The sequence below is a fragment of the Flavimaribacter sediminis genome (assembly GCF_019492055.1).
Classification (GTDB): domain Bacteria; phylum Pseudomonadota; class Alphaproteobacteria; order Rhizobiales; family Rhizobiaceae; genus Flavimaribacter; species Flavimaribacter sediminis.
In genome coordinates, this window is record NZ_JAICBX010000002.1 from 449,702 (window position 1) to 469,440 (window position 19,739).

Annotated in this window: 21 protein-coding genes, 2 tRNA genes and 1 pseudogene; 15 read left to right on the forward strand and 9 right to left on the reverse strand. The window is 61.3% G+C overall.

From position 1 onward, the window contains the following. Positions 1 to 47: 47 nt before the first annotated feature. Entirely contained in the window at positions 48 to 1,259 is a 1,212-nt protein-coding gene (locus tag K1W69_RS10300) for a substrate-binding domain-containing protein (protein WP_258570979.1), read from the reverse strand. A gap of 247 nt (positions 1,260 to 1,506) precedes the next feature. Between K1W69_RS10300 and K1W69_RS10305 the strand changes: the two genes are divergently transcribed. Together K1W69_RS10305 and K1W69_RS27020 are read left to right on the forward strand one after the other, a co-directional pair. Continuing rightward, positions 1,507 to 2,667 (forward strand): CaiB/BaiF CoA transferase family protein, encoded by a 1,161-nt coding sequence (locus tag K1W69_RS10305; RefSeq protein WP_220228274.1) that lies wholly within the window; start codon positions 1,507 to 1,509, stop codon positions 2,665 to 2,667. Between the two features lie 24 nt (positions 2,668 to 2,691). Next, positions 2,692 to 2,814, forward strand: coding sequence for a hypothetical protein (locus K1W69_RS27020; protein ID WP_258570980.1), 123 nt, complete (start codon positions 2,692 to 2,694; stop codon positions 2,812 to 2,814). A gap of 466 nt (positions 2,815 to 3,280) precedes the next feature. Here K1W69_RS27020 and K1W69_RS10310 read toward each other — a convergent pair. Beyond that, positions 3,281 to 3,355 (reverse strand) — tRNA-Thr (locus K1W69_RS10310). 84 nt (positions 3,356 to 3,439) lie between these two features. Here K1W69_RS10310 and K1W69_RS10315 point away from each other — a divergent pair. From K1W69_RS10315 to K1W69_RS27450, 11 genes are all read left to right on the forward strand, one after another. Then, the gene (locus K1W69_RS10315) at positions 3,440 to 3,658 is read left to right on the forward strand and encodes a hypothetical protein (RefSeq protein WP_220229388.1); all 219 of its coding nucleotides are present in this window, start codon (positions 3,440 to 3,442) and stop codon (positions 3,656 to 3,658) included. Between the two features lie 61 nt (positions 3,659 to 3,719). After that, the gene (gene murA, locus K1W69_RS10320) at positions 3,720 to 5,009 is read left to right on the forward strand and encodes a UDP-N-acetylglucosamine 1-carboxyvinyltransferase (RefSeq protein WP_220228275.1); all 1,290 of its coding nucleotides are present in this window, start codon (positions 3,720 to 3,722) and stop codon (positions 5,007 to 5,009) included. A gap of 87 nt (positions 5,010 to 5,096) precedes the next feature. Next, positions 5,097 to 5,543, forward strand: coding sequence for a DUF2948 family protein (locus K1W69_RS10325; protein ID WP_220228276.1), 447 nt, complete (start codon positions 5,097 to 5,099; stop codon positions 5,541 to 5,543). Between the two features lie 33 nt (positions 5,544 to 5,576). Further along, positions 5,577 to 6,875, forward strand: coding sequence for a histidinol dehydrogenase (gene hisD / locus K1W69_RS10330; protein WP_220228277.1), 1,299 nt, complete (start codon positions 5,577 to 5,579; stop codon positions 6,873 to 6,875). Between the two features lie 51 nt (positions 6,876 to 6,926). Then, positions 6,927 to 7,403 carry a UPF0262 family protein gene (locus K1W69_RS10335; RefSeq protein WP_220228278.1) on the forward strand — a complete coding sequence of 159 codons (477 nt, stop codon included), beginning with the start codon at positions 6,927 to 6,929 and terminating at the stop codon, positions 7,401 to 7,403. A 58-nt stretch (positions 7,404 to 7,461) separates the two neighbouring features. Next, complete coding sequence (locus K1W69_RS10340; RefSeq protein ID WP_220229290.1) at positions 7,462 to 7,866, forward strand: arsenate-mycothiol transferase ArsC; 405 nt, start codon at positions 7,462 to 7,464, stop codon at positions 7,864 to 7,866. A gap of 181 nt (positions 7,867 to 8,047) precedes the next feature. After that, positions 8,048 to 8,266, forward strand: a complete 219-nt coding sequence (gene infA, locus K1W69_RS10345; protein ID WP_004435948.1) for a translation initiation factor IF-1 — start codon at positions 8,048 to 8,050, stop codon at positions 8,264 to 8,266. Between the two features lie 28 nt (positions 8,267 to 8,294). Continuing rightward, complete coding sequence (locus K1W69_RS10350) at positions 8,295 to 8,921, forward strand: Maf-like protein (protein WP_220228279.1); 627 nt, start codon at positions 8,295 to 8,297, stop codon at positions 8,919 to 8,921. A 6-nt stretch (positions 8,922 to 8,927) separates the two neighbouring features. Beyond that, entirely contained in the window at positions 8,928 to 9,128 is a 201-nt protein-coding gene (yacG, locus tag K1W69_RS10355; protein WP_220228280.1) for a DNA gyrase inhibitor YacG, read from the forward strand. Positions 9,129 to 10,209: 1,081 nt separating this feature from the next. Further along, a tRNA-Phe gene (locus K1W69_RS10360) sits at positions 10,210 to 10,285 on the forward strand. A gap of 79 nt (positions 10,286 to 10,364) precedes the next feature. Beyond that, a complete protein-coding gene (locus tag K1W69_RS27450) occupies positions 10,365 to 10,871 on the forward strand; it encodes a DUF6538 domain-containing protein (protein WP_370688229.1) in 507 nt (168 codons plus the stop codon). A gap of 287 nt (positions 10,872 to 11,158) precedes the next feature. Here K1W69_RS27450 and mmsB read toward each other — a convergent pair whose 3' ends face one another. Genes mmsB through K1W69_RS10375 form a run of 3 tightly spaced genes read right to left on the reverse strand, consistent with a single transcriptional unit; the run spans position 11,159 to position 14,219 of the window. Next, positions 11,159 to 12,031: a 3-hydroxyisobutyrate dehydrogenase gene (gene mmsB, locus K1W69_RS10365; protein ID WP_220228281.1), complete on the reverse strand. Its 873-nt coding sequence runs from the start codon at positions 12,029 to 12,031 to the stop codon at positions 11,159 to 11,161. Then, positions 12,028 to 13,074, reverse strand: a complete 1,047-nt coding sequence (locus K1W69_RS10370; protein WP_220228282.1) for an enoyl-CoA hydratase/isomerase family protein — start codon at positions 13,072 to 13,074, stop codon at positions 12,028 to 12,030. The genes mmsB and K1W69_RS10370 overlap by 4 nt, the downstream gene beginning before the upstream one ends. Continuing rightward, a complete protein-coding gene (locus K1W69_RS10375; RefSeq protein ID WP_220228283.1) occupies positions 13,071 to 14,219 on the reverse strand; it encodes an acyl-CoA dehydrogenase family protein in 1,149 nt (382 codons plus the stop codon). The genes K1W69_RS10370 and K1W69_RS10375 overlap by 4 nt, the downstream gene beginning before the upstream one ends. 438 nt (positions 14,220 to 14,657) lie before the next feature. Here K1W69_RS10375 and K1W69_RS10380 point away from each other — a divergent pair, with 438 nt between their 5' ends. Both K1W69_RS10380 and K1W69_RS10385 read left to right on the forward strand, forming a co-directional pair. Then, positions 14,658 to 15,341, forward strand: coding sequence for a TetR/AcrR family transcriptional regulator (locus K1W69_RS10380; protein WP_220228284.1), 684 nt, complete (start codon positions 14,658 to 14,660; stop codon positions 15,339 to 15,341). 82 nt (positions 15,342 to 15,423) lie between these two features. Further along, entirely contained in the window at positions 15,424 to 16,194 is a 771-nt protein-coding gene (locus tag K1W69_RS10385; protein WP_220228285.1) for an SDR family NAD(P)-dependent oxidoreductase, read from the forward strand. Here the strand turns inward: K1W69_RS10385 and K1W69_RS10390 are convergent. The 4 genes and pseudogenes from K1W69_RS10390 to K1W69_RS10405 form a co-directional block, all read right to left on the reverse strand. Continuing rightward, positions 16,195 to 16,461, reverse strand: a pseudogene (locus tag K1W69_RS10390) (antibiotic biosynthesis monooxygenase family protein); the annotation flags it as partial. Positions 16,462 to 16,625: 164 nt separating this feature from the next. Then, positions 16,626 to 17,618 (reverse strand): fumarylacetoacetate hydrolase family protein, encoded by a 993-nt coding sequence (locus tag K1W69_RS10395; protein WP_220228286.1) that lies wholly within the window; start codon positions 17,616 to 17,618, stop codon positions 16,626 to 16,628. Positions 17,619 to 17,628: 10 nt separating this feature from the next. Then, complete coding sequence (gene hisD, locus K1W69_RS10400) at positions 17,629 to 18,918, reverse strand: histidinol dehydrogenase (RefSeq protein WP_220228287.1); 1,290 nt, start codon at positions 18,916 to 18,918, stop codon at positions 17,629 to 17,631. Positions 18,919 to 18,952: 34 nt separating this feature from the next. After that, complete coding sequence (locus K1W69_RS10405; protein WP_220228288.1) at positions 18,953 to 19,729, reverse strand: SDR family NAD(P)-dependent oxidoreductase; 777 nt, start codon at positions 19,727 to 19,729, stop codon at positions 18,953 to 18,955. Positions 19,730 to 19,739: the final 10 nt, after the last annotated feature.

Sequence of the window (19,739 nt, forward strand, 5' to 3'; positions counted from 1 at the left end):
CGGCGCACCCGCAAGGGGCGCCGGAGCGGCTCATCCCGGGAGGGCTTCTACTTACCCGCGCAGGGGTCGGGCGTCGCCGAATAATCGAATTCGGCAATTGCTTCGGGTTTCTTGAAGTAATCGTTCATGAGCTGCGGCGGGAGCGGATCCTCCGGCGCGACCGGGAAGATTGAAGACGAAGCCGGGGTCATGCAGTCCTGATACCAGGAACCGAGTTCATCCTGCTTCACTTCCGGCACCGGAACCATGATGATGTTGAGCTTCGGCTCCTGGCCTTCCAGCGTTCTTACGCCAACGCGGAACAGGGTCTGCGAAGTCCAGGTCGGCATCAGCGCGCCGCCTGCGAAGCGGAACTCGTCCTGGTTTTCATTCCAGTAGCCAAGGGCGTCGCCGGAGATACTGCCGGTGATCAGCGGCACCGGACGGCCTGCCTGCTTGAAGGCCTCCGCGACGATACGCGCCTCGCTGCCGGAGGTCCAGACGGCGTCGATCGGCTGCGGGCTTGTGGCGAGCGTCTGAAGGACGACGGTCTTGGTGACGTTGGCCGACCAGTTGCCGTTCACGTCGCGGATAACCTTGACGTTGTCGGCGGAGTCGAAAGCCTTGTCGGCGCCGGCCTTCTGTTGTGCGACAAGCGGACTTCCGGCGATGCCTTCGATACGCAGAACGCTTCCACCCTTGTCGCCAAGGTCGTCGACGATCGCCTGGGCGAGGTCCTGTCCGAACTTGACGTAATTCGAATCGACATTGATCGCATAGGGGCTGGTCACGGCGCCGGCGCCCGTCACGAAGGGAATTCCGGCGTCGTAAGCGGCCTTGATCGCCTCGTTAAGCGCCGTCGAAGAGCCGGCAAAAGACGTAATGATGCTGCAGCCCTTGTCGATGAAACTGCGGATCTGCGAGATCTGACGGCTGACGTCGCCGTTGGAGTCGGACATCTCGAAGCTTTCGACCCAGCCCTTGTCCTTGTAGATGTCAGCCAGCCGTTTCAGTTCGTTGGTGGTCGAGACGCGCCAGGGATTTCCCTGATAGGATTCCGAATGGCACCATTTCCACGGCTTTTCCGGCATTTTGAAGCCGTCATAGGCACCCGGTTGAAGCGTGTCCTCGACGCCTTCGTAGAGAGCCTTCAGTTCGGGCGGAAGCGTGTTGAACGCTTCCGGCGTTTCCGCCGATGCGGCGCCGATCTGGAAACACAGCGCTGTCGCCAGCAATCCTGTTCCGGCGACCATAGTCGGATTGAGTTTCTTCCAGGCCATTCTTGCTCCTCCTCTTGTGGGAAACTTCCTGGTGAAGTTTTCCATGTGATAAATAATGTTTATATACGATACATGACGGGAGTCAATTTCGCTGATCGGGGAATACTGTGACAGGAACGACAGGAATGAACAAAACGCACGGCCAAATCGACTCTTGCGCCGATGACCCATGTGTGCAGACCGCGAAAAACCGGAAGCCGCGAGATTTTTCGGACCGGGTGGAACGCAAAGCCGGACAGAAAGTACAGTGACACACAACTCCGATTTACCGCTCGCCGGCCTCCTCGTTCTCGACATGAGCCAGTTCCTTTCGGGCCCCTATGCGACCTTACGGTTGCAGGACCTCGGCGCCCGCGTCATCAAGATCGAACGCCCTGGCGCAGGTGATCTTTCCCGCACGCTTTATCTCAGCGATACCGAAATCGGCGGGGATTCGACGATTTTCCACGCCATCAATCGCGGCAAGGAAAGCCTCGCTGTCGACCTGAAGAATTCCGACGATCTCACCCGCCTCAAGAAACTGATCGCCAGTGCCGACGTGCTGGTCCAGAATTTTCGGCCAGGCGTTATAGAGCGCATCGGGCTCGATTACGAAACCGTCCGCGCGATCAATCCGCGCCTCGTCTATGGCTCGATCAGCGGCTATGGAGAGGAAGGTCCATGGGTGAAGCGACCCGGCCAGGATCTTCTCGCCCAGGCGCGATCCGGAGTGATGTGGCTGAGTGGCGACGATGGCGACGGCCCGGTGCCAATGGGCCTTGCGGTTGGCGACATGTTCGCCGGTGCGGCGCTGGCGCAGGGTCTTCTTGCCGGCCTCGTCAAGCGCGGCATGAGGGGCGAAGGCAGCCATGTCCAGACGAGCTTGCTGGAGGCTCTCGTCGACTTTCAGTTCGAGGTGCTGACCACCTATCTCAATGACGGCAGGCGGATGCCGAAACGCGCCGGCTTCCGCAGCGCTCACGCCTATCTGTCGGCGCCTTACGGCGTTTACGAAGCGAAGGACGGCTTCATAGCCATCGCGATGACGCCGATCTCTCGGCTGCGCGATTTGATGGGGCTGGAAACGCTCGATCCATATTGCGGCGATCCGGCAATCTCGTTCACCGAGCGAGATGACATCAAGAAACTCCTGGCCGGCGCGATCGCCGGGAAGACGGTGGAGGACTGGATGCAAATCTTCGAACCCGCCGATATCTGGTGCGCACAGGTGCTCGGCTGGGACGATCTGTTGGAAAGCGAGGGTTTTAACGTTCTCGACCTCCTGCAGACGGTCGAACGCGAGGACAATGTGTCGATCATGACAACCCGCTCACCGATCCGGGTCAATGGCGAGCGGCCGAAATTCTCCCGCGCGGCGCCACGCGTCGGCGAGCACACGGCGGCGATCATCGAGGAGTTCGAGTTATAAGGATACCAAGGTGAAAGGCATGATATGGCGCTAACCGCACGGCTGCAATCCGACGATGGCCTTTTCGCGCCTGCGGAAGTGAAAGGCCGAGAAATCACCTTCACCGGAACTCTGCCCAGCTATCCAACGGGCGGCGACGTCATCTAACCTGGAATCGAGGGCTACGGTGCTCAGCAGCAGAGCGTGGGCACGGGCTATTTTGCTCCCTTGCGAGTGTCAAATCGTGCTCTGATTACGACAGGTGGCAGGTATCCGGTATCGAGATACTGTGCAGAAACCCTTCAACGGCAGGATTTAGGGCGCAAAGCGGACATGACAAAGAAAAGTACAGCGGCTCTTGGACCCAAATCGAAGCGCTTAGCTCCACAAACAATGACCTGTCCGCGTAAAGGGTTTTAACTGGAGCCTTATCCTTCTGAACGAAGTAGCAAGCGAGAACAAAACAAGACTCAACTGTGCCGAATCTGTGCCACATTGTGCCGTAAGTTGGCGTTTGATCACGTTTCGTTCTGCAACTTGCTGCACGTTTCTGCAAGTTGCCGCCCGCCAGCCGCAACGCAACTAAGTACTTATTTTCGTTGCTATTTATTCGTGAATATTGCGGAAATTTTACTGGTGCTGCCGGAGAGATTTGAACTCTCGACCTCTCCCTTACCAAGGGAGTGCTCTACCCCTGAGCTACGGCAGCAAATGCCCCGTCCGCGGGACGGAACGCCTATTGCCACAGAGTTTCCTGCAGCGCAAGGACCAATGCCGCGTTTAAGCCACGCAATTGTCCTTTGCCCTTGCACGACAATTGCGGTATGTCGGCTGGATGCACGAGGACAGGCAGGACAAGTCACCCAAATCCGCCGCGGACAAGCGCAAGGAACGTCTCGCCGACGCCCTGCGCGCCAATCTGCAACGTCGCAAGCAGCAGGTGCGCGCGCGCCGCAAAGGCGCCATGGACGACGCAGCCGGATTGCCCGCCTCGGAGGGCCAGAAGTCCTGACGGACAGGCCGCTGCACACAGACAAGACGAGTAGAAAGGCGGGTTTGCGCCCGGAAAGCCGATGGATCAGATCAGAATTGTAGGCGGTAACAGGCTGAACGGCGTCATACCGATTTCCGGAGCCAAGAACGCCGCCCTTCCGCTGATGATTTCGTCGCTTCTGACGGACGACACGCTGACGCTGGAAAACGTGCCGCATCTCGCAGACGTGGAACGGCTCATCCGCATTCTCGGCAATCACGGGGTCGACTACTCCGTCAACGGACGCCGGGAAAGCCAGGGCGCGGGCTATTCCAGAACCATACATTTCACCGCACGGCATATCGTAACCACGACGGCGCCGTACGATCTCGTATCGAAAATGCGGGCGAGTTTCTGGGTCATCGGCCCCCTCGTCGCCCGCATGGGCGAAGCAAAGGTGTCGCTGCCAGGCGGCTGCGCGATCGGCACGAGACCGGTCGATCTTTTCATCGACGGGCTGAAGACGCTCGGCGTCGACATCGACATCGACGGCGGCTATGTGCACGCCCGCGCGCCGAAAGGGATCCAGGGCGGCCACTACGAATTTCCGAAGGTTTCCGTCGGCGCCACCCATGTGCTGATGATGGCTGCGGCCCTGGCCAACGGCGCCGTGGAAATCTCCAACGCCGCGCGCGAGCCCGAGGTCGTCAACCTGGCCGAATGCCTGAACGCCATGGGCGCGCGCATCTCCGGAGCCGGCACGTCGCACATTGTGATCGAGGGCGTTCAGTCGCTCTCCGGCGCGCGTCACAGGGTTCTGCCCGACCGGATAGAAACCGGGACCTACGCCATGGCCGTGGCCATGACCGGCGGCGACGTGACCCTTGAGGACACCAGCGCAAGCCTGCTTGAAACCGCGCTCGACAGCGTGCGCGCAGCCGGCGTGGAAGTCACGCCCACCAATTCCGGCGTCCGGATATCGCGCAACGGCGCAGGCCTCGAGGCGGTGGACGTTACGACCGATCCGTTTCCAGGCTTCCCGACCGACCTTCAGGCGCAATTCATGGCGATGATGACGAAGGCAAAGGGCACGTCGCAAATCACCGAGACGATCTTCGAAAACCGCTTTATGCATGTCCAGGAACTGGCGCGACTGGGCGCAGACATTTCGTTGTCCGGCCAGACCGCCACCGTCAAGGGCGTGGGCGGGTTGAAGGGCGCGCAGGTGATGGCGACGGATTTGCGCGCTTCCGTGTCGCTGGTGATCGCCGCGCTTGCCGCCGAGGGCGAAACCGTCGTCAACAGGGTCTATCATCTCGACAGAGGCTTCGAACGCCTCGAAGAGAAACTGACCCGATGCGGCGCCGAGGTCGAACGTCTGAGCGTCTGAGCGCCTGAGACCGAATTGCGCGCGCGGCGACAAACCACTATCTAGGGCTTGTCCTGAAAACCTCCTCAAGCGGACCACCGACCGACCATGCAGCTTCTCAAACTGATCGCACTCGACAAGGAAGATCTCTCCATCCTGTCGGCCCACATGCAGGACGCCGTCATCAAAGCCGCGGATTTGACGTGGCAGGCTTCCGCGCAGAGATTCATACTCGTCGCAAACCGTTTCGTCTGGGAAGCGGCGGAAGGCCGCAGCGCCAGGCAGTATGAACGCCGCCGCACAGCACTTCACTTCAACCGGGTGACAGGCGTTCGCTCGCGCGGTTTCGATCGCAGGGACGGCGACAAGGTGCTTTCGCTGCTGACCGTGAACTTCGTTCCGGGCAAGGACGCGCCCGCCGGCCTGGTGGAACTGATCTTCTCCGGCGAGATGGCCATCGAGCTCGATGTCGAATGCGTTGAAGCGCAACTGAGCGATCTGGGCGCCGCCTGGGAAACCGAATTCAAGCCGAAACATCCGCTGGACGACGTGTAGCCGCGCCCTACGGGACATGCAGGGAGACAGACCGTGGTCATGCGCCTGAGACAACAGGATCCGGATTTCGACGCGCGCTTCTCGGCGCTTCTCGCCATGAAGCGGGAGGTATCCGATGACGTCAACGCCGCGGTCGCCGAAATCATAGACGCCGTGCGCAAGCGCGGCGACGAAGCGCTCGCCGAATATTCGCTGCGCTTCGACCGGCTGGATCTCGCAACGACGGGTCTGGCCGTGACCAGCGCGGAAATAGACGCGGCGTTCGCCTCTATCGATCCGGAAACCCTTCAGGCGCTGGAACTCGCCCACGAGCGCATCGCGCGTCACCACGCGCGACAGATGCCAGCCGACGATTTCTACGAGGACGCGCTCGGCGTGCAGCTCGGCTCGCGCTGGACGGCGATCGAGGCGGTGGGGCTCTATGTGCCCGGAGGCCTTGCAAGCTATCCGAGCTCGGTGCTGATGAACGCCGTACCGGCGCGCGTCGCCGGCGTCGAGCGGATTGTCATGACAGTGCCCTGCCCCGACGGCGCGCTCAACCCGCTGGTTCTGGCCGCGGCGCGCGTCGCCGGCGTCAGCGAAATCTACCGCGTCGGCGGCGCGCAGGCGATCGCGGCGCTTGCCTACGGGACGGAGACGATCCGGCCGGTCGCCAAGATAATGGGCCCCGGCAACGCCTATGTGGCCGCGGCCAAGAAGCAGGTTTTCGGAACGGTCGGCATCGACATGATCGCCGGTCCCTCGGAAGTGCTGGTGCTGGCCGACGCAGACAATAATCCGGACTGGATCGCCGCCGACCTGCTGGCGCAGGCCGAGCACGACACGGCCGCCCAGGCGATCCTGATGACAGACAGCGCGGAACTGGGCGACGCCGTGGAGCGCGCCGTCGAATCCCAGCTTACGACCCTGCCGCGCGGCGAGGTGGCCCGCCAAAGCTGGCGCGACTACGGCGCCGTCATCGAGGTGGAGAATTTCGCCGACGCCGTGCCGCTGGTCAACCGGCTGGCGGCCGAGCATCTGGAGCTTGCCGTCGCCGATCCGGATGCGCTGCTGCCGCTGATCCGCAACGCCGGCGCCATCTTCATCGGCGCGCATACGCCCGAAGTGATCGGCGATTATGTGGGCGGATCGAACCATGTGCTGCCGACGGCGCGTTCGGCGCGTTTTTCCTCCGGGCTTTCCGTGCTCGATTACGTCAAGCGGAGCTCGGTTCTGAGGCTTGACGCAGCCCAGCTGCGCGAACTCGGACCGGCTGCAATCAGGCTTGCCCGCGCCGAAGGCCTTGACGCCCATGCCCGCTCTGTTGCAATTCGAATGAACCTGCCGGATTGACCCTGTCAGTTCAGTGTTCGCGACCGGACCAGCAAGGAAAGACATGCCGCAATGGCTGACAAGGCCAAATTCAGGCTCTGCGACGTCTCGCTCGATGAATCCATCGGGCGCGCGACGCCCGATATCGAGCACGAACGCGCGGTGGCGATCTTCGATCTGATCGAGGAGAACAGTTTCGAGCCCGTGGGCCACGAGGGCGGCCCTTACAAGCTGAAACTGTCGCTGGTCGATTCCAAGCTCGTCTTCACGATCACGCTTGAGGACGACACGCCGGTCGCCACGCATATTCTGTCGCTGACGCCGTTTCGCCGCATCGTGAAGGACTACTTCATGATCTGCGAAAGCTATTACGACGCCATCCGGTCGTCCACGCCGAGCCAGATCGAAGCGATCGACATGGGACGCCGGGGCATCCACAATGAAGGATCGCAGACGCTGAAGGACCGACTGGAAGGCAAGATCGCCATCGATTTCGACACCGCGCGCCGGCTCTTCACGCTGGTCTGCGTGCTTCACTGGCGCGGATAGACCGGCCGTGGCCGCCTCCAGCACGGACCGGCCTGCGGCGCCGTCTTCGGTGCTATTCATGTGCGGCATGAACGCGATCCGCTCGCCGATGGCCGAGGTGCTGGCCCGGCGCTATCTTCCAAGAAGCACCTATATCGCCTCCGCCGGCGTGCGCCCCGGCGAGCGCGATCCGTTCGTCGACGCGGTGCTTGGCGAAGTGGGTCTCGACCTCGGCCAGCGGCGTCCGCACACGCTGGACGACCTGGAAGACGACTATTTCGACCTCATCGTGACGCTGGCGCCGGAAGCCCACCACCGGGCGCTGGAACTCACAAGGTCGAGCGCGGTGGATGTGGTCTACTGGCCGACCGCCGATCCCACGACCGTGACCGGCAGCCGGGAGCAGATCCTGAACGCCTACCGGCAGGTGCGCGATCACATCGACGGAATGCTCCGCGCCCGTTTCGGCCAACCATCGGCCTGACGCGGCGCCAGCCGACGGGCTTGCCGCCATGCGCAGGAGCATGTCCGAAGGACGCCCGACGCGGCAGGAACGGCAAAGCCTGCAAATTCGGTTCACAAACCCGGAACGATTGTGTAGGTTCCGGCGCAACCTGGATCGGGTGACCCGCTCCACTTTTCTGCAACAGGATGACAAAGACTGCATGGCCAAGGAAGAAGTCCTAGAATTTCCCGGCGTTGTTACGGAACTTTTGCCCAACGCAACCTTTCGCGTAAAGCTTGAAAACGAACATGAAATCATCGCCCACACGGCAGGCCGCATGCGCAAGAACCGCATTCGCGTGCTCGCAGGCGACAAGGTTCTGGTGGAAATGACACCATACGATCTGACCAAGGGCCGCATCACCTACCGTTTCAAGTAGCAGCCCCCGAAAAGCGGCGTTTCCGGACATGGCTCTCGATCCCAAACTCGTTCTGGCATCCGGCTCTCCACGCCGGGTCGCCCTGCTGCGCCAGGCGGGCCTTGAGCCTGACCGGCTGATGCCGATGGAGGTGGACGAGACGCCGAAGCGGACCGAGCATCCCCGCGCGCTCGCGCGCCGTCTGGCGCGCCGCAAGGCCGAGGCGGCCCAGAGCGCGCTCAGAGGCGATCCGAACTTCACCAACCGTTTTATCCTGGCGGCCGACACGGTGGTGGCCGTGGGGCGCCGGATCCTGCCGAAGGCGGAGCTCGTCAACGAAGCCTCGTCCGGTCTGCACCTGCTTTCCGGCCGCGCCCACCGGGTCTATACCGGCCTGTGCATGATCACCCCGGATGACGAGGCGGTCCACAGACTTGTGGAGACGCGCGTCCGGTTCAAGCGACTGTCGCGCAAGGAGATCGAAAGCTATCTCGCTTCCGGAGAATGGCGCGGCAAGGCCGGCGGCTACGCCATCCAGGGGTTGGCGGGCGCTTTCGTGGTCAAACTCGTCGGCTCCTACACGAATGTGGTCGGCCTGCCGCTCTACGAGACCGTGAACATGCTTTCCGGCGCCGGATACGACGTTCATTTCCGCTGGCTGGAACACGAGAGTTAGAGCTTCATGACGGCAAGCCGCGACAATGTCGAACCGCTGCGCAAGACCGTGCCCTGCCCGGAATGCGGCCGCGATTCCAGCCGCGCGCACTATCCTTTCTGCTCGGACCGCTGTCGCAACGTCGACCTCAATCGCTGGCTGACGGGCTCCTACGCCATTCCGGTGACGGAGGAAGAGGAGAACCAGGAGCCCGAGGACGACGGCTAAGGCAAGCCAAACCTCCCTATTATTTATCCTTTTATTTTCAATCACTTAATTGATTCTGGCTTTGTTTCGGGAAACGAGGTTTTCGGCGCTTACCGGTGTTTGGCTTTGTTTCGGGAATCCGCGTTTTTCCCACATGATCCTTCGCAACGGCAGTCTGGCTTTGTTTGGGGAATCGGAGTTATCGGCCTTTCTTGAATCTGGCTTCGTTTCGGGAATCGGGATTTTTGTGCTTTCCGGCATTTGGCTTCGTTTCGGGAATCCGCTTTTTTACGATGATGAACGATGCGCCGGCGCCATCAGGCGCAACGATGTCATCGACCGGTCCGCGACGGATTTCTGCAACCATTTCGTATAGCATATTTTCCGGCGCAATGCATCAATTTGTTCAGTCTTTGTTCCGGCCGCCGGTACCCGTCAACACGGTTCGAATAGCAGCTTCAGACTTCAGGCCGATCCGAACCGGTTGTCGGGATGTAGCGGCGGACCGTATAGTCCCCGGACAGTCCATTGAGCGCGGGGCTCTCCTTTGCCATTAGCCGATTTGAATGAGGCGGATCGAAACGTGGTTCGGGAGTCTTTACGGGCTGCGGCGGAAGGACCGTTTTATCCCGAGTGGGAGTTCGGGACATTGTTCGGACTGGAGCGCCCGGAGGTACAGGCTGTTCTGGCTCGATGGCCGGACATCGATGATTCCCATGAAATAATCTGCACCGTCATAAGCAACGCGATGAACAACCTGCTGATCTATCCCATCGATAACCCGGATCGATGGAGCGCGTATGTGAGCGTCGGTCCAAGGGAAGTCGCCCGGATATTCGCCGCATGGCGAGGGAGCACGCCCTCAAGCCCGATCGGCGGAATGCGTTGACGCAATATGCGCCCAGATTCGAGCGCCGGCGAGGATGCGCCACGACATACGGCTTGCAACAGCTCAGGCGTATCCGGGCGCAGTGCAAAAAACTGTCACAGACGGGCCAAAACCGTCTGGACAGCCCCGGGAGACATGATATAACGCCGCACGCCTGAGCGGGAGAAACCAACGCTTTCGCAGGCGGCTTCGCCGCCGATCTTCAGGCCGGATGCCCAGATAGCTCAGTTGGTAGAGCAGCGGACTGAAAATCCGCGTGTCGGTGGTTCGAATCCGCCTCTGGGCACCACTACACCCCGGGTAAACCGCAGTAACCCTCTGATCTCCAATGGTTTTACCGTTGGAACCCCAGTCGGAGGGATGTACAAATGGATGTACAATCTGCCTGTCACCTCTACACCAAGCGTGGCATCTACTATTTCAGCCGACGTGTCCCTAAGGTCCTGAAGGCTCACTATAAGCACCACCGAATTTCGCTCTCTTTGCGTACACTGTCTCGTAAAGTCGCTGAGGCAAGGGCTAAAACCCTTGTAGCGAAACTTGAGGAGGACTGGGTCACGCTGCGTTGGCGGACCTCCAGTGAGGCGCTGCGTCGCTTCCTTGTGGATCACTCGGCACCAGACGTCACATTCACCTCATCAGCCCCTACTCTCGTAGAAGCGAAGGACCTCTATCTCCAAGCCAAGAGCGAAGGCAGACCTGTGGATCGGCATGCAAAATTGACCCCATCATGGGCGTGGTACGGCGGGAAGGTGAAACTGTGCTGTTCGCCGATGAAGATTCATTGTTTCAGGGAACGCTTCTCTCGCCGGACACGATGGACCTTTGCCTGCAAGAAACCGGATCATCTCTTGTGGCAAGCTGCGTTGATCTGAAACGGGTGGCGTTACAGGCCTTGTGAAGACCGGATCAGACCGTTTGCAGAGCCGCCTGATCCGGTTCGTTACAGCACGCCGGCTTCGATTTTCAGCCTGTCGACAATCACAAGATCAGGCCTTTCCTCTTCGTCGATGCGGTTCAGGATCTTGGCGACCGCAAGCTGCGTGGATCTGATCGAAAAGATTGCAGAAACCGTTCAGCACAGCGAACCTCATTCCCTCTGGTTTCAAAGCCAGTGGATATTCAAAGCAGGCGCCGGCGAAATACCTGGTCCGACCTGAAACTACTCCCGGCTCCGCTTTTCGAAACGCGGAAGCATCGCGGAGAAATCCCGTCCCGACCCGTCTTCGTCCTCGACGAAAATCCGGTAAAGTTCCGCGGCGCGCTGGCCCATCGGCGTGTCGGCGTCAACGGCTTCGGCGGCCTGCTGCGACAGGCGCAGGTCCTTGAGCATGAGGTCTGACGCGAAACCCGGCTTGTAGTCGTTGTCGGCCGGGCTTTGCGGGCCGACCCCGGGCGCAGGGCAGTAGGCGTTCATCGTCCAGGAATAGCCGGACGAGGTGGACACCACATCGAACATCTTCTGCCGGTCGAGACCCAGCTTGTCGGCGAGCGCAAAGGCTTCGCAGGTGCCGATCATGGTGATCCCGAGGATCATGTTGTTGCAGATCTTGGCAGCCTGGCCGGCGCCGGATTCGCCGCAGTGAACGGCCTTCTGCCCCATGATGTCGAAGAGCGGCTTGGCCTTCGCAAAGGCGTCTTCCGAGCCGCCCGCCATGAAGGTCAGGGTTCCGGCCGTCGCGCCGCCAACGCCGCCGGAGACGGGCGCGTCGACCGGCGCCAGTCCCGCCGCCGCGGCGTCGGTCGCCACCGCCCGCGCGCTTTCCACATCGACCGTCGAACAGTCGATAAAGGCGGCGCCTTTGTCCATTGCCGGAATGATTTCGGCGGCGACCGTTCGCAGGATCGAACCGTTGGGCAGCATCGTAATGACGGCCTCCTGGCCGGCGGCGCAGGCTGCTGCGCTCTCGGCCCTGGAAACGCCTTCCGGGTATGGCGCCGAAATGTCGAAACCGGTCACCAGATGGCCCGCCTCGACGAGGTTGCTGGCCATTGGTCCGCCCATATTGCCGAGGCCGATAAATCCGATCTTCATGTGAGTTGCTCCTCCAGATTCAAACTGTTTTCGCCGAGCGGCGCCAGCATTTGCGAGACATCCTCTGCGGAAAGGTCGCCGATGTCCTGGTGGCGCCAATGCGGATTCCGATCCTTGTCGATGATCTGGGCGCGGACGCCTTCCAGAAAATCGCCATGCTGCATGGCCCGGAAAGTATATCTGTATTCCAGCTCGAGCGCTTCGCGGATGCTCGTCTTGCCGCGCATGCGACTGGTCATTTCGATCGTGACGGCGCAGGAAAGCGGGGAATTGCGATGCAGCGCCTTTAGGCTGTCGCGGGCGAAATCGCTGTCCATGCTTTCAAGGGCGTCCAGGATATCGGCCAGACTTTTGCCGGAAAATCCCCGGTCGATCTCCGACTGCAGATCGGCGAGCGTCCCAGCCGGCGCTTCGACAGCACGCCTTGCCACTTCTTCGGCGTCGCCACTGGTCTCCAGATCCGCGATCAGTCCGGGCCACTCGGCCTCGGGAAGATAGGCGTCGGCGAAACCGGCGAAGATCGCGTCGGCGGCGTTCATCCGCGCGCCCGTCACACCCAGATATTCGCCGCTTCGACCGGGCGCCTGCGCCAGAAGCAGCGAGCCGCCGACATCCGGCACCAGCCCGATGCCGCATTCAGGCATGGCGATGCGGCTCGTGTCTCCGACGATCCGGTGCGAGCCGTGACAGGCAACGCCGACGCCGCCGCCCATGGTGAACCCTTGCATGAAGGCGATACAGGGCTTGGGAAACTCGGCGATTTTTGCATTCACGCGGTATTCGTCGGCCCAGAACCGGCGGCCATAGGCGTAATCGCCCGCCTTGCCGGTCGAATAGAGTTCGGCGATGTCGCCGCCGGCGCAAAACGCCTTCTCGCCCTCTGCGTCGAGGATGACGAGGTCGACGTCGTCATCGCTGCGCCACTCGTCCAGCGCCTTCTCGATCGACAGGACCATATCGTAGGTCAGTGCGTTCAGGGCCTTCGGCCGCTGGAGCGTGATGCGCCCCGCCTTGCCGGATGTCCTGATATCGATGTCGCTCATCGCCTGGCCTCTGCGAGCATCGCCCGACTGGTGATCAGTCGCATGATCTCGTTGGTGCCTTCGAGAATCTGGTGGACCCTGAGATCGCGCACGATCTTCTCTATACCGTAGTCGGCGAGATAACCGTAACCGCCATGCAGTTGCAGGCAGTCATTGGCGACGTCGAACGCGGTGTCGGTGACGAAACGCTTGGCCATGGCGCAGAATTTCGTCGCATCCGGCGCGCCCGTGTCCACTTTCCAAGCCGCCTGCCTGAGAAAGGTGCGGGCCGCCTGCAAGCCGGTTTCCATATCGGCGAGCTTGAACTGCAGCGCCTGGAACTGGTCGAGCGTCTGTCCGAAGGCCTTGCGCTCGTGCATATAGGTAACCGTCGCATCAAGAGCCTGCTGAGCGCCGCCAAGAGCCCCGGCGGATATGTTGAGCCTGCCGCCGTCGAGGCCGGCCATGGCGTAGACGAAGCCCCTGCCTTCCTCGCCGACGAGATTTTCGGCCGGAACCGTACAATCGTCGAATTGCACCTGCGCCGTCGGCTGGGACAACCATCCCATCTTCTCTTCGCGCGCGCCGAATGACAGGCCGGGCGTTCCGTCATTGACGATGACCGTGGAAATCCCCTTCGGTCCGTTGTCGCCCGTCCGGCACATCACGACATAGGCGTCGGAATAGCCGCCGCCCGATATGAAGGCCTTGGTTCCGTTCAGCTTGTATCCCTCATTGGTCCGGTCGGCGCGCGTGCGCAACGCGGCCGCATCGGAACCCGAACCCGGCTCGGTCAGACAGTAGGAAACGACGGTCTCCATCCGGCACATCTTCGGCAGCCATTCGGACTTCATCTCCTCGCTTGCGAACTTGTCGATCATGCCGGCGCACATATTGTGGATCGACAGGAAGGAGCCCACCGACGGGCAGGCCATCGCCAGAGCCTCGAAGACCAGCGTCGCGTCCAGCCGGGACAACCCCGAGCCGCCATACTCCTCGGACACGTATATGCCGCCCAGACCCAGCTCGCCGACTTTCGGCCAAAGCTCTTTCGGTATCGAGCCGGCTTTCTCCCATTCGCGCGCGAAGGGCGCGATATGTTCCTGCCCGAAATCCCGGGCCATCTCGAAAATGGCCTCCTGCTCCGCACTCAGTTCAAAATCCATGGTTTCCTCTTCCCTGGCGTGGCGCGGATCCGACCCTGCCGTTATTCTTGCGCAGGTACAGAATACGCCTGATCTTCCCTATCGGGTTACACCGTTACCGCAAGGACAAATCCAGGCGGGAGCGCTCCCGGCCATGTATATGCCGGGAGCGCCGAGCAACCAACTGCCGCGATCGCAATCGTGAAGTCAATGTGATGAATTGTACTGGCAGCCAGTAGTCGCAAAGGCAGGCAAGACCGCGTCAGGTCTCTGTGTCGCCAAGCTCAAGGCCTTCCAGCCGCCCGACCAAAGATGGTCGAAGTGATTGAATGACATGCCTCAGACGGAACCGATGAAGGGCTGATACGGGTTGTCAACACCCTTGTCGCGCAGGCAGGTGACGGAAACGGCGGGGCCAGCTAAACAGGATCAACATAACAAGACAGGATACGCGGACCGATGAGCGAAAAGGCAAAGGCGACGACATCGCCAGGCAGGCGCAGGTCGACGCAGAAGCCCGGCGCAGACAATACCCGGGACAAGATTCTGGACGCCGCCGAGGTGTTGTTCGGCGAACGCACCTTCGACACCGTATCGCTGCGCGACATCACCCGGAAGGCCGACGTCACACTGGCGCTGGCGAGCTACCATTTCGGAACGAAGGAAAAGCTGTTCGCGGAAGTGGTCGGACGACGCGCGGACATTTTGTGCACGATGCGTCGCGAGCGACTGAAGGCGCTGGAGGAAGACGGAAATCTCAGCACCAAAACAATCCTCGACGCCTTCATGCACCCGCTGTTCGAACAGATGATCAAGGGTTCGGAAGGCTGGCAGTCCTATCTGCTTATCCTGGCGCAACTCGGACAGTCCAATCGCTGGATCGATCTGCTGCACGAGAATTTCGATGAAACCGCGGCGCTGTTTCTCGACCAGTTGCGAATCCAGCTTCCGGGCGTAGCGGAACCGGTTCTGATCCGGGGGTTTTCGCTTTCGCTCGTGGCCATGCTGCAAACGCTGTCGAAAAATCGGCGCGTGGACGCCATCACGTCGGGAACGGTGTCTGCCGACCAGCTCGACGACGCCTACCCGGTTCTGCTCACGTTCGTGGTCAAGGGTCTGGAAGGTCTGTCGGACCTCGCCTGACACAGGTTTTCTCCTTTGACACACTGACCACACCCTTCTAGTAGTTGGTCGATCAACCAATATGCGGGGAGAGCATTCTTTCATGACATCGGCGCTGTTTGATCTTACAGGCAAGACGGCCCTTGTAACCGGCTCCCATCGCGGCCTGGGTTTCGCCATGGCGCGCGAACTGGGACGCGCAGGCGCCCGCGTCGTCATATCCAGCAACGAACCCGCCGGATGCGAAGCCGCGCGGCGGGAGATCGCCGACGAAGGCGTCGACGTTCTGTCCATTCCCTGCGACGTCGGCGTCGACGCCGAGCTCGATCGTCTGGTCGCCGAAACCGAAGCCGGCTTCGGACCGATCGACATTCTTGTCTGCAACGCCGGGATCAACCCGCATTTCGGATCGCTGACCGAGGCGACGGACGACGAATATGACGCCATCATGCGCATCAATCTGCGCAGCGTGGTTCAGCTCTGCAACCGCGTGATCCCGGGCATGGCGAAGAGGAAGGACGGCGCAGTCATTCTGACATCGTCGCTTTCGGGCCTGCGCGGAAACGGCAAGATCGGGGTCTACGCCCTGTCGAAGGCGGCGATCGCCCAGCTTGCCCGAAACTACGCCGTCGAGTTCGGCCCGGACAATGTGCGCGTCAACGCGATTTCACCGGGCCTGATCGATACGGAGTTTTCAAAGCCGATGACCGGCAATCCGGACATCCTGGCGCCACGCATCCTGAAAACCCCGCTGCGACGCGTGGGAAAACCGGAAGATATCGCAGGCGCGGCCGTGTACCTCGCCTCGCCAGCCGGCGCCTTTGTCACCGGCCACAATCTTGTCGTGGACGGCGGCACGGTGATCGGCGACTGATCAGAAGTCGGCGCGCTCGATCGCTATCCTGAAGTGATGGACCGATGGCGGCTCGGCAAAAAAAGGTCCGACCAGACTGCGCCACTGCTGAAACAGCTCCGATTCGCGAAAGTCGACGGTATGGGCCTCCAGGGTCTCCCAGCGGATGATCGCCTGATAGAGCTCCGGCGCTTCCAAGCACTTCTGCAAATGCAGTCCCTTGCATCCCTTTGCCTGGCGAAAGACGTCGACAGCTTCGCGAAAAGCCGCCTCGAACCGGGCCTCGTCTCCCGCCTCTGTCCGTCGGTCAGGTCTTTACCACGCGAGCGCCCCGCCATCGACGCGAAAACCCGCGCCGGTGACACAGGTCGATTCGTCCGTTGTCCCTTCCGATCTTCAAACCGAGCGCCTCTCCTTCCGCGAGATCGAGGAAAGGCCTGTCGCTCATATCGTCACACAGGCTTGTACCGGGCGATGGTCTGGTCGATCGCTCCGAAAATCGACTGACCGTCGCCATCGAACATTTCCATTCGCACGCGGTCACCGAACTTCATGAATTCGGTCTTTGCGCCTCCCTCCTCGATATTCTCGATGGAGCGACGTTCGGCGATGCAGGCCGATCCGACTTCCCGGTAAGCCTTGTTGGAAACCGTGCCCGAGCCGAACAGGGTGCCGGCGGCGAGCTTCCTCGTATGGGCTGCGTGTTCGATAAGCTCGGGAAAGGAAAAACTCATTTCCGACCCGTTCGGCCTGCCAAACAGCTCTCCGTTCCAGGTCACGTTGAGCGGCAGATGCAACTTGCCCTCCCGCCAATGATCGCCAAGCGTGTCGGGCGTCACCGCGACGGGCGAGAAAGCGGTCGACGGCTTGGCGTTCATCCAGCCGAAACCGACGGTGATCTCGCGCTTGACGAAAGCCCGGCAACTCACATCGTTGATGAGAAGAACGAGCTTGATGTATTGTTCGGCGTCCTCGGCCTTCGTTCCCATGGGAACCTCGCTCAGAACAACGCCGATCTCCCCCTCGAAATCGATCTGGTCTTCCTCTCTTGGAAGCGCAATTTCACCCTGCGGGCGATAGAAATCATCGGACATGCCCTGATACATCAGCGGAAAGGGAGAATTCATCTCGATCCCGGGGTCGCGTCCGGTCGCGAGCGCCATCAGCCGCAGATGGTTCTTGAAGCAGGACCCGTCGATCCACTGGAACGACCGCGGCAGGGGCGACAGCGTATGCGACTGGTCGAACGAAAAGGCGTCCTCCGCGTCGCCCTCATGCAACTGATAGGCCAGATCGCGCAACGCCATTTCATGGCTGTCCCAGTCCTCCATGACCGTGAGCAGGTTGGGCGCTATCGCCTTGGCCGAAACCGCCCGGCAGAGGTCATCCGAGACGACGACGAGTTCGCCGTCCCGTGTTCCGTTATCGATCGTTGCAAGCTTCATCGGTTATTCCTCAAGCAGCGTTCTTGCCGCCGTAGCGGCGCACGCGAATATCGGCCTGTTCCTTGTGGCCGGCGAAATTTTCGATGGCGCAAAGCCGCGAGCAATATTCGCCCACCATGGCGCTGGCTTCGTCTGTCAGCACTTCCTGATAGGTGCAGGTCTTGAGGAACTTGCCAACCCAGAGCCCGCCGGTATAGCGCGCCGCCATTTTCGTCGGCAGCGTGTGGTTGGTGCCGATGACCTTGTCGCCATAGGCGACATTGGTGCGGGGGCCAAGAAACAGGGCGCCGTAATTGCGCATGTTCTCCAGAAACCAGCGCGGGTTGGCGGTCATCACCTGAACGTGCTCGGAGGCGATCCGGTCGGCCTCGGACAGCATTTCCTCGTCCGTGTCGCAAAGGATGACCTGCCCGTGGTCTCGCCAGGACACCCGCGCGATATCGGCCGTCGGCAGCGTCTGCAATTGCCGCTCGATTTCGTCCTCGATGGAAGATGCGATCCGCTTCGACGTCGTCAGAAGGATCGCCGGCGAGGTCGGCCCGTGTTCGGCCTGTCCCAGCAGATCGACCGCGCAAATTTCAGCGTCGACCGTATCGTCGGCGATCACCAGAGTCTCAGTCGGTCCGGCGAAGAGATCGATGCCGACCTTGCCGTAAAGCTGGCGCTTGGCTTCTGCGACGAAGGCGTTGCCGGGGCCGACCAGCATGTCGACCGGCGCGATGGCGTCGGTTCCGAGCGCCATGGCCGCCACTGCCTGGACGCCGCCAAGCAGGTAGATCTCGTCGGCGCCGGCCTTCGCCATCGCGGCGATGGTTGCGGCGGGAGCCACTCCATTGAGCGGCGGCGTGCAGGCGATCACCCGGCCGACGCCCGCGACCTTGGCGGTCAGCACGCTCATATGGGCCGAAGCGACCATCGGATAGCGTCCGCCGGGAATGTAGCAGCCGACGCTGCCGACCGGGATATGCTTGTGGCCGAGCTTGACGCCCGGCAGGGTCTCAATCTCGATCTCCTTCATCGATGCGAGTTGGGCTTCCGCAAAATTGCGGATCTGCGCCTGCGCGAAATCGATGTCGGCCAGCACTTCTTCGGGCAGGCTGTCGATCAGGTTTGCAATCTCGGCGTCGGAAAGCCTGAAACTTTCCGGAGACCACTTGTCGAACTTCTCCGACAGCTCCCGCACCGCCTCGTCGCCGCGCTCAGTCACATCTTCCAGTATGGATTCCACGGTCTGGCGGACCTTGCGGTCGGCCTCTCCGGTTTCGGCCTCGTCGGCGCCCTTTTTCAAATATTCGATCACTTCACTTACTCCTGATGCGCTTCAGCGCTCCCGTTTATACCGCTGTCCAGCCGCCGTCGACGACAAGCGGAGCGCCCGTCACCATGGCAGACGCATCGGAAGCCAGAAAGACAACGGCGCCCATCAGATCTTCGATTTGCCCTATCCGTCCGAGCTTGATCTTTGTCAAAACCTCGTCGCGAAACGCCGTGTTCTCGAAATATGGCCGCGTCAACTCCGTCTCGATGAATGTGGGGCAGAGCGTGTTGACCCGAATGCCCTTTGGCGCGAGCTCCACCGCCATTGCCTTGGTGAAGCCTTCCATCGCATGTTTCGAGGCGCAATAGAGCGTTCTGTTGGCTGCACCGACGAGCCCCATCTGCGAGGAAATGTTGATGATGGATCCGGTTCCCGCTTCCGCCGTCAGGCGGCGGGCGAACGCCTGGGCCATGAAATAGGCGGCCCTGACATTCAGGGTCATGATGACGTCGAAATTCTCTTCCGTCGCCTCGAGGAACGGGCCGGGCCGATTGGTTCCGGCGTTGTTGACCAGGATGTCATGGGGCTCGCCCTCATCAATGAACTGACGGACGGCGGCCGTGTCGGTGACGTCGAGGACCGCCGCCCGGGCGTCGCCGCCTTCCGCGCGCAGGGCTTCGACCGCGGCTTCAATCTCGCCGGCGCTTCGCGATATCAGCGTAACGGCGGCGCCGGCCTCCGCCAGCGCCGCAGCGCAGGCGAACCCGATGCCTCTGCCAGCGCCCGAGACCAGCGCTTTTCGCCCGTCGAGCCGGAACGATGGCGTCCTTGGAACCGGTCGTTTCTCTTCCACCTGCGTCTCT

Excerpts from the sequence above, each read along its gene's own strand:
- K1W69_RS27020 (WP_258570980.1), top strand. The coding sequence starts at position 2,692 with ATGGCGCTAACCGCACGGCTGCAATCCGACGATGGCCTTTTCGCGCCT.
- K1W69_RS10350 (WP_220228279.1), top strand. The coding sequence starts at position 8,295 with ATGGCTCTCGATCCCAAACTCGTTCTGGCATCCGGCTCTCCACGCCGG.
- K1W69_RS10370 (WP_220228282.1), bottom strand. The coding sequence starts at position 13,074 with ATGAGCGACATCGATATCAGGACATCCGGCAAGGCGGGGCGCATCACG.
- murA (WP_220228275.1), top strand. The coding sequence starts at position 3,720 with ATGGATCAGATCAGAATTGTAGGCGGTAACAGGCTGAACGGCGTCATA.
- K1W69_RS10395 (WP_220228286.1), bottom strand. The coding sequence starts at position 17,618 with ATGAAGCTTGCAACGATCGATAACGGAACACGGGACGGCGAACTCGTC.
- K1W69_RS10375 (WP_220228283.1), bottom strand. The coding sequence starts at position 14,219 with ATGGATTTTGAACTGAGTGCGGAGCAGGAGGCCATTTTCGAGATGGCC.
- K1W69_RS10325 (WP_220228276.1), top strand. The coding sequence starts at position 5,097 with ATGCAGCTTCTCAAACTGATCGCACTCGACAAGGAAGATCTCTCCATC.
- infA (WP_004435948.1), top strand. The coding sequence starts at position 8,048 with ATGGCCAAGGAAGAAGTCCTAGAATTTCCCGGCGTTGTTACGGAACTT.
- K1W69_RS10340 (WP_220229290.1), top strand. The coding sequence starts at position 7,462 with ATGTGCGGCATGAACGCGATCCGCTCGCCGATGGCCGAGGTGCTGGCC.
- K1W69_RS10385 (WP_220228285.1), top strand. The coding sequence starts at position 15,424 with ATGACATCGGCGCTGTTTGATCTTACAGGCAAGACGGCCCTTGTAACC.
- mmsB (WP_220228281.1), bottom strand. The coding sequence starts at position 12,031 with ATGAAGATCGGATTTATCGGCCTCGGCAATATGGGCGGACCAATGGCC.
- yacG (WP_220228280.1), top strand. The coding sequence starts at position 8,928 with ATGACGGCAAGCCGCGACAATGTCGAACCGCTGCGCAAGACCGTGCCC.
- K1W69_RS10380 (WP_220228284.1), top strand. The coding sequence starts at position 14,658 with ATGAGCGAAAAGGCAAAGGCGACGACATCGCCAGGCAGGCGCAGGTCG.
- K1W69_RS10335 (WP_220228278.1), top strand. The coding sequence starts at position 6,927 with ATGGCTGACAAGGCCAAATTCAGGCTCTGCGACGTCTCGCTCGATGAA.
- K1W69_RS10300 (WP_258570979.1), bottom strand. The coding sequence starts at position 1,259 with ATGGCCTGGAAGAAACTCAATCCGACTATGGTCGCCGGAACAGGATTG.
- K1W69_RS27450 (WP_370688229.1), top strand. The coding sequence starts at position 10,365 with ATGGATGTACAATCTGCCTGTCACCTCTACACCAAGCGTGGCATCTAC.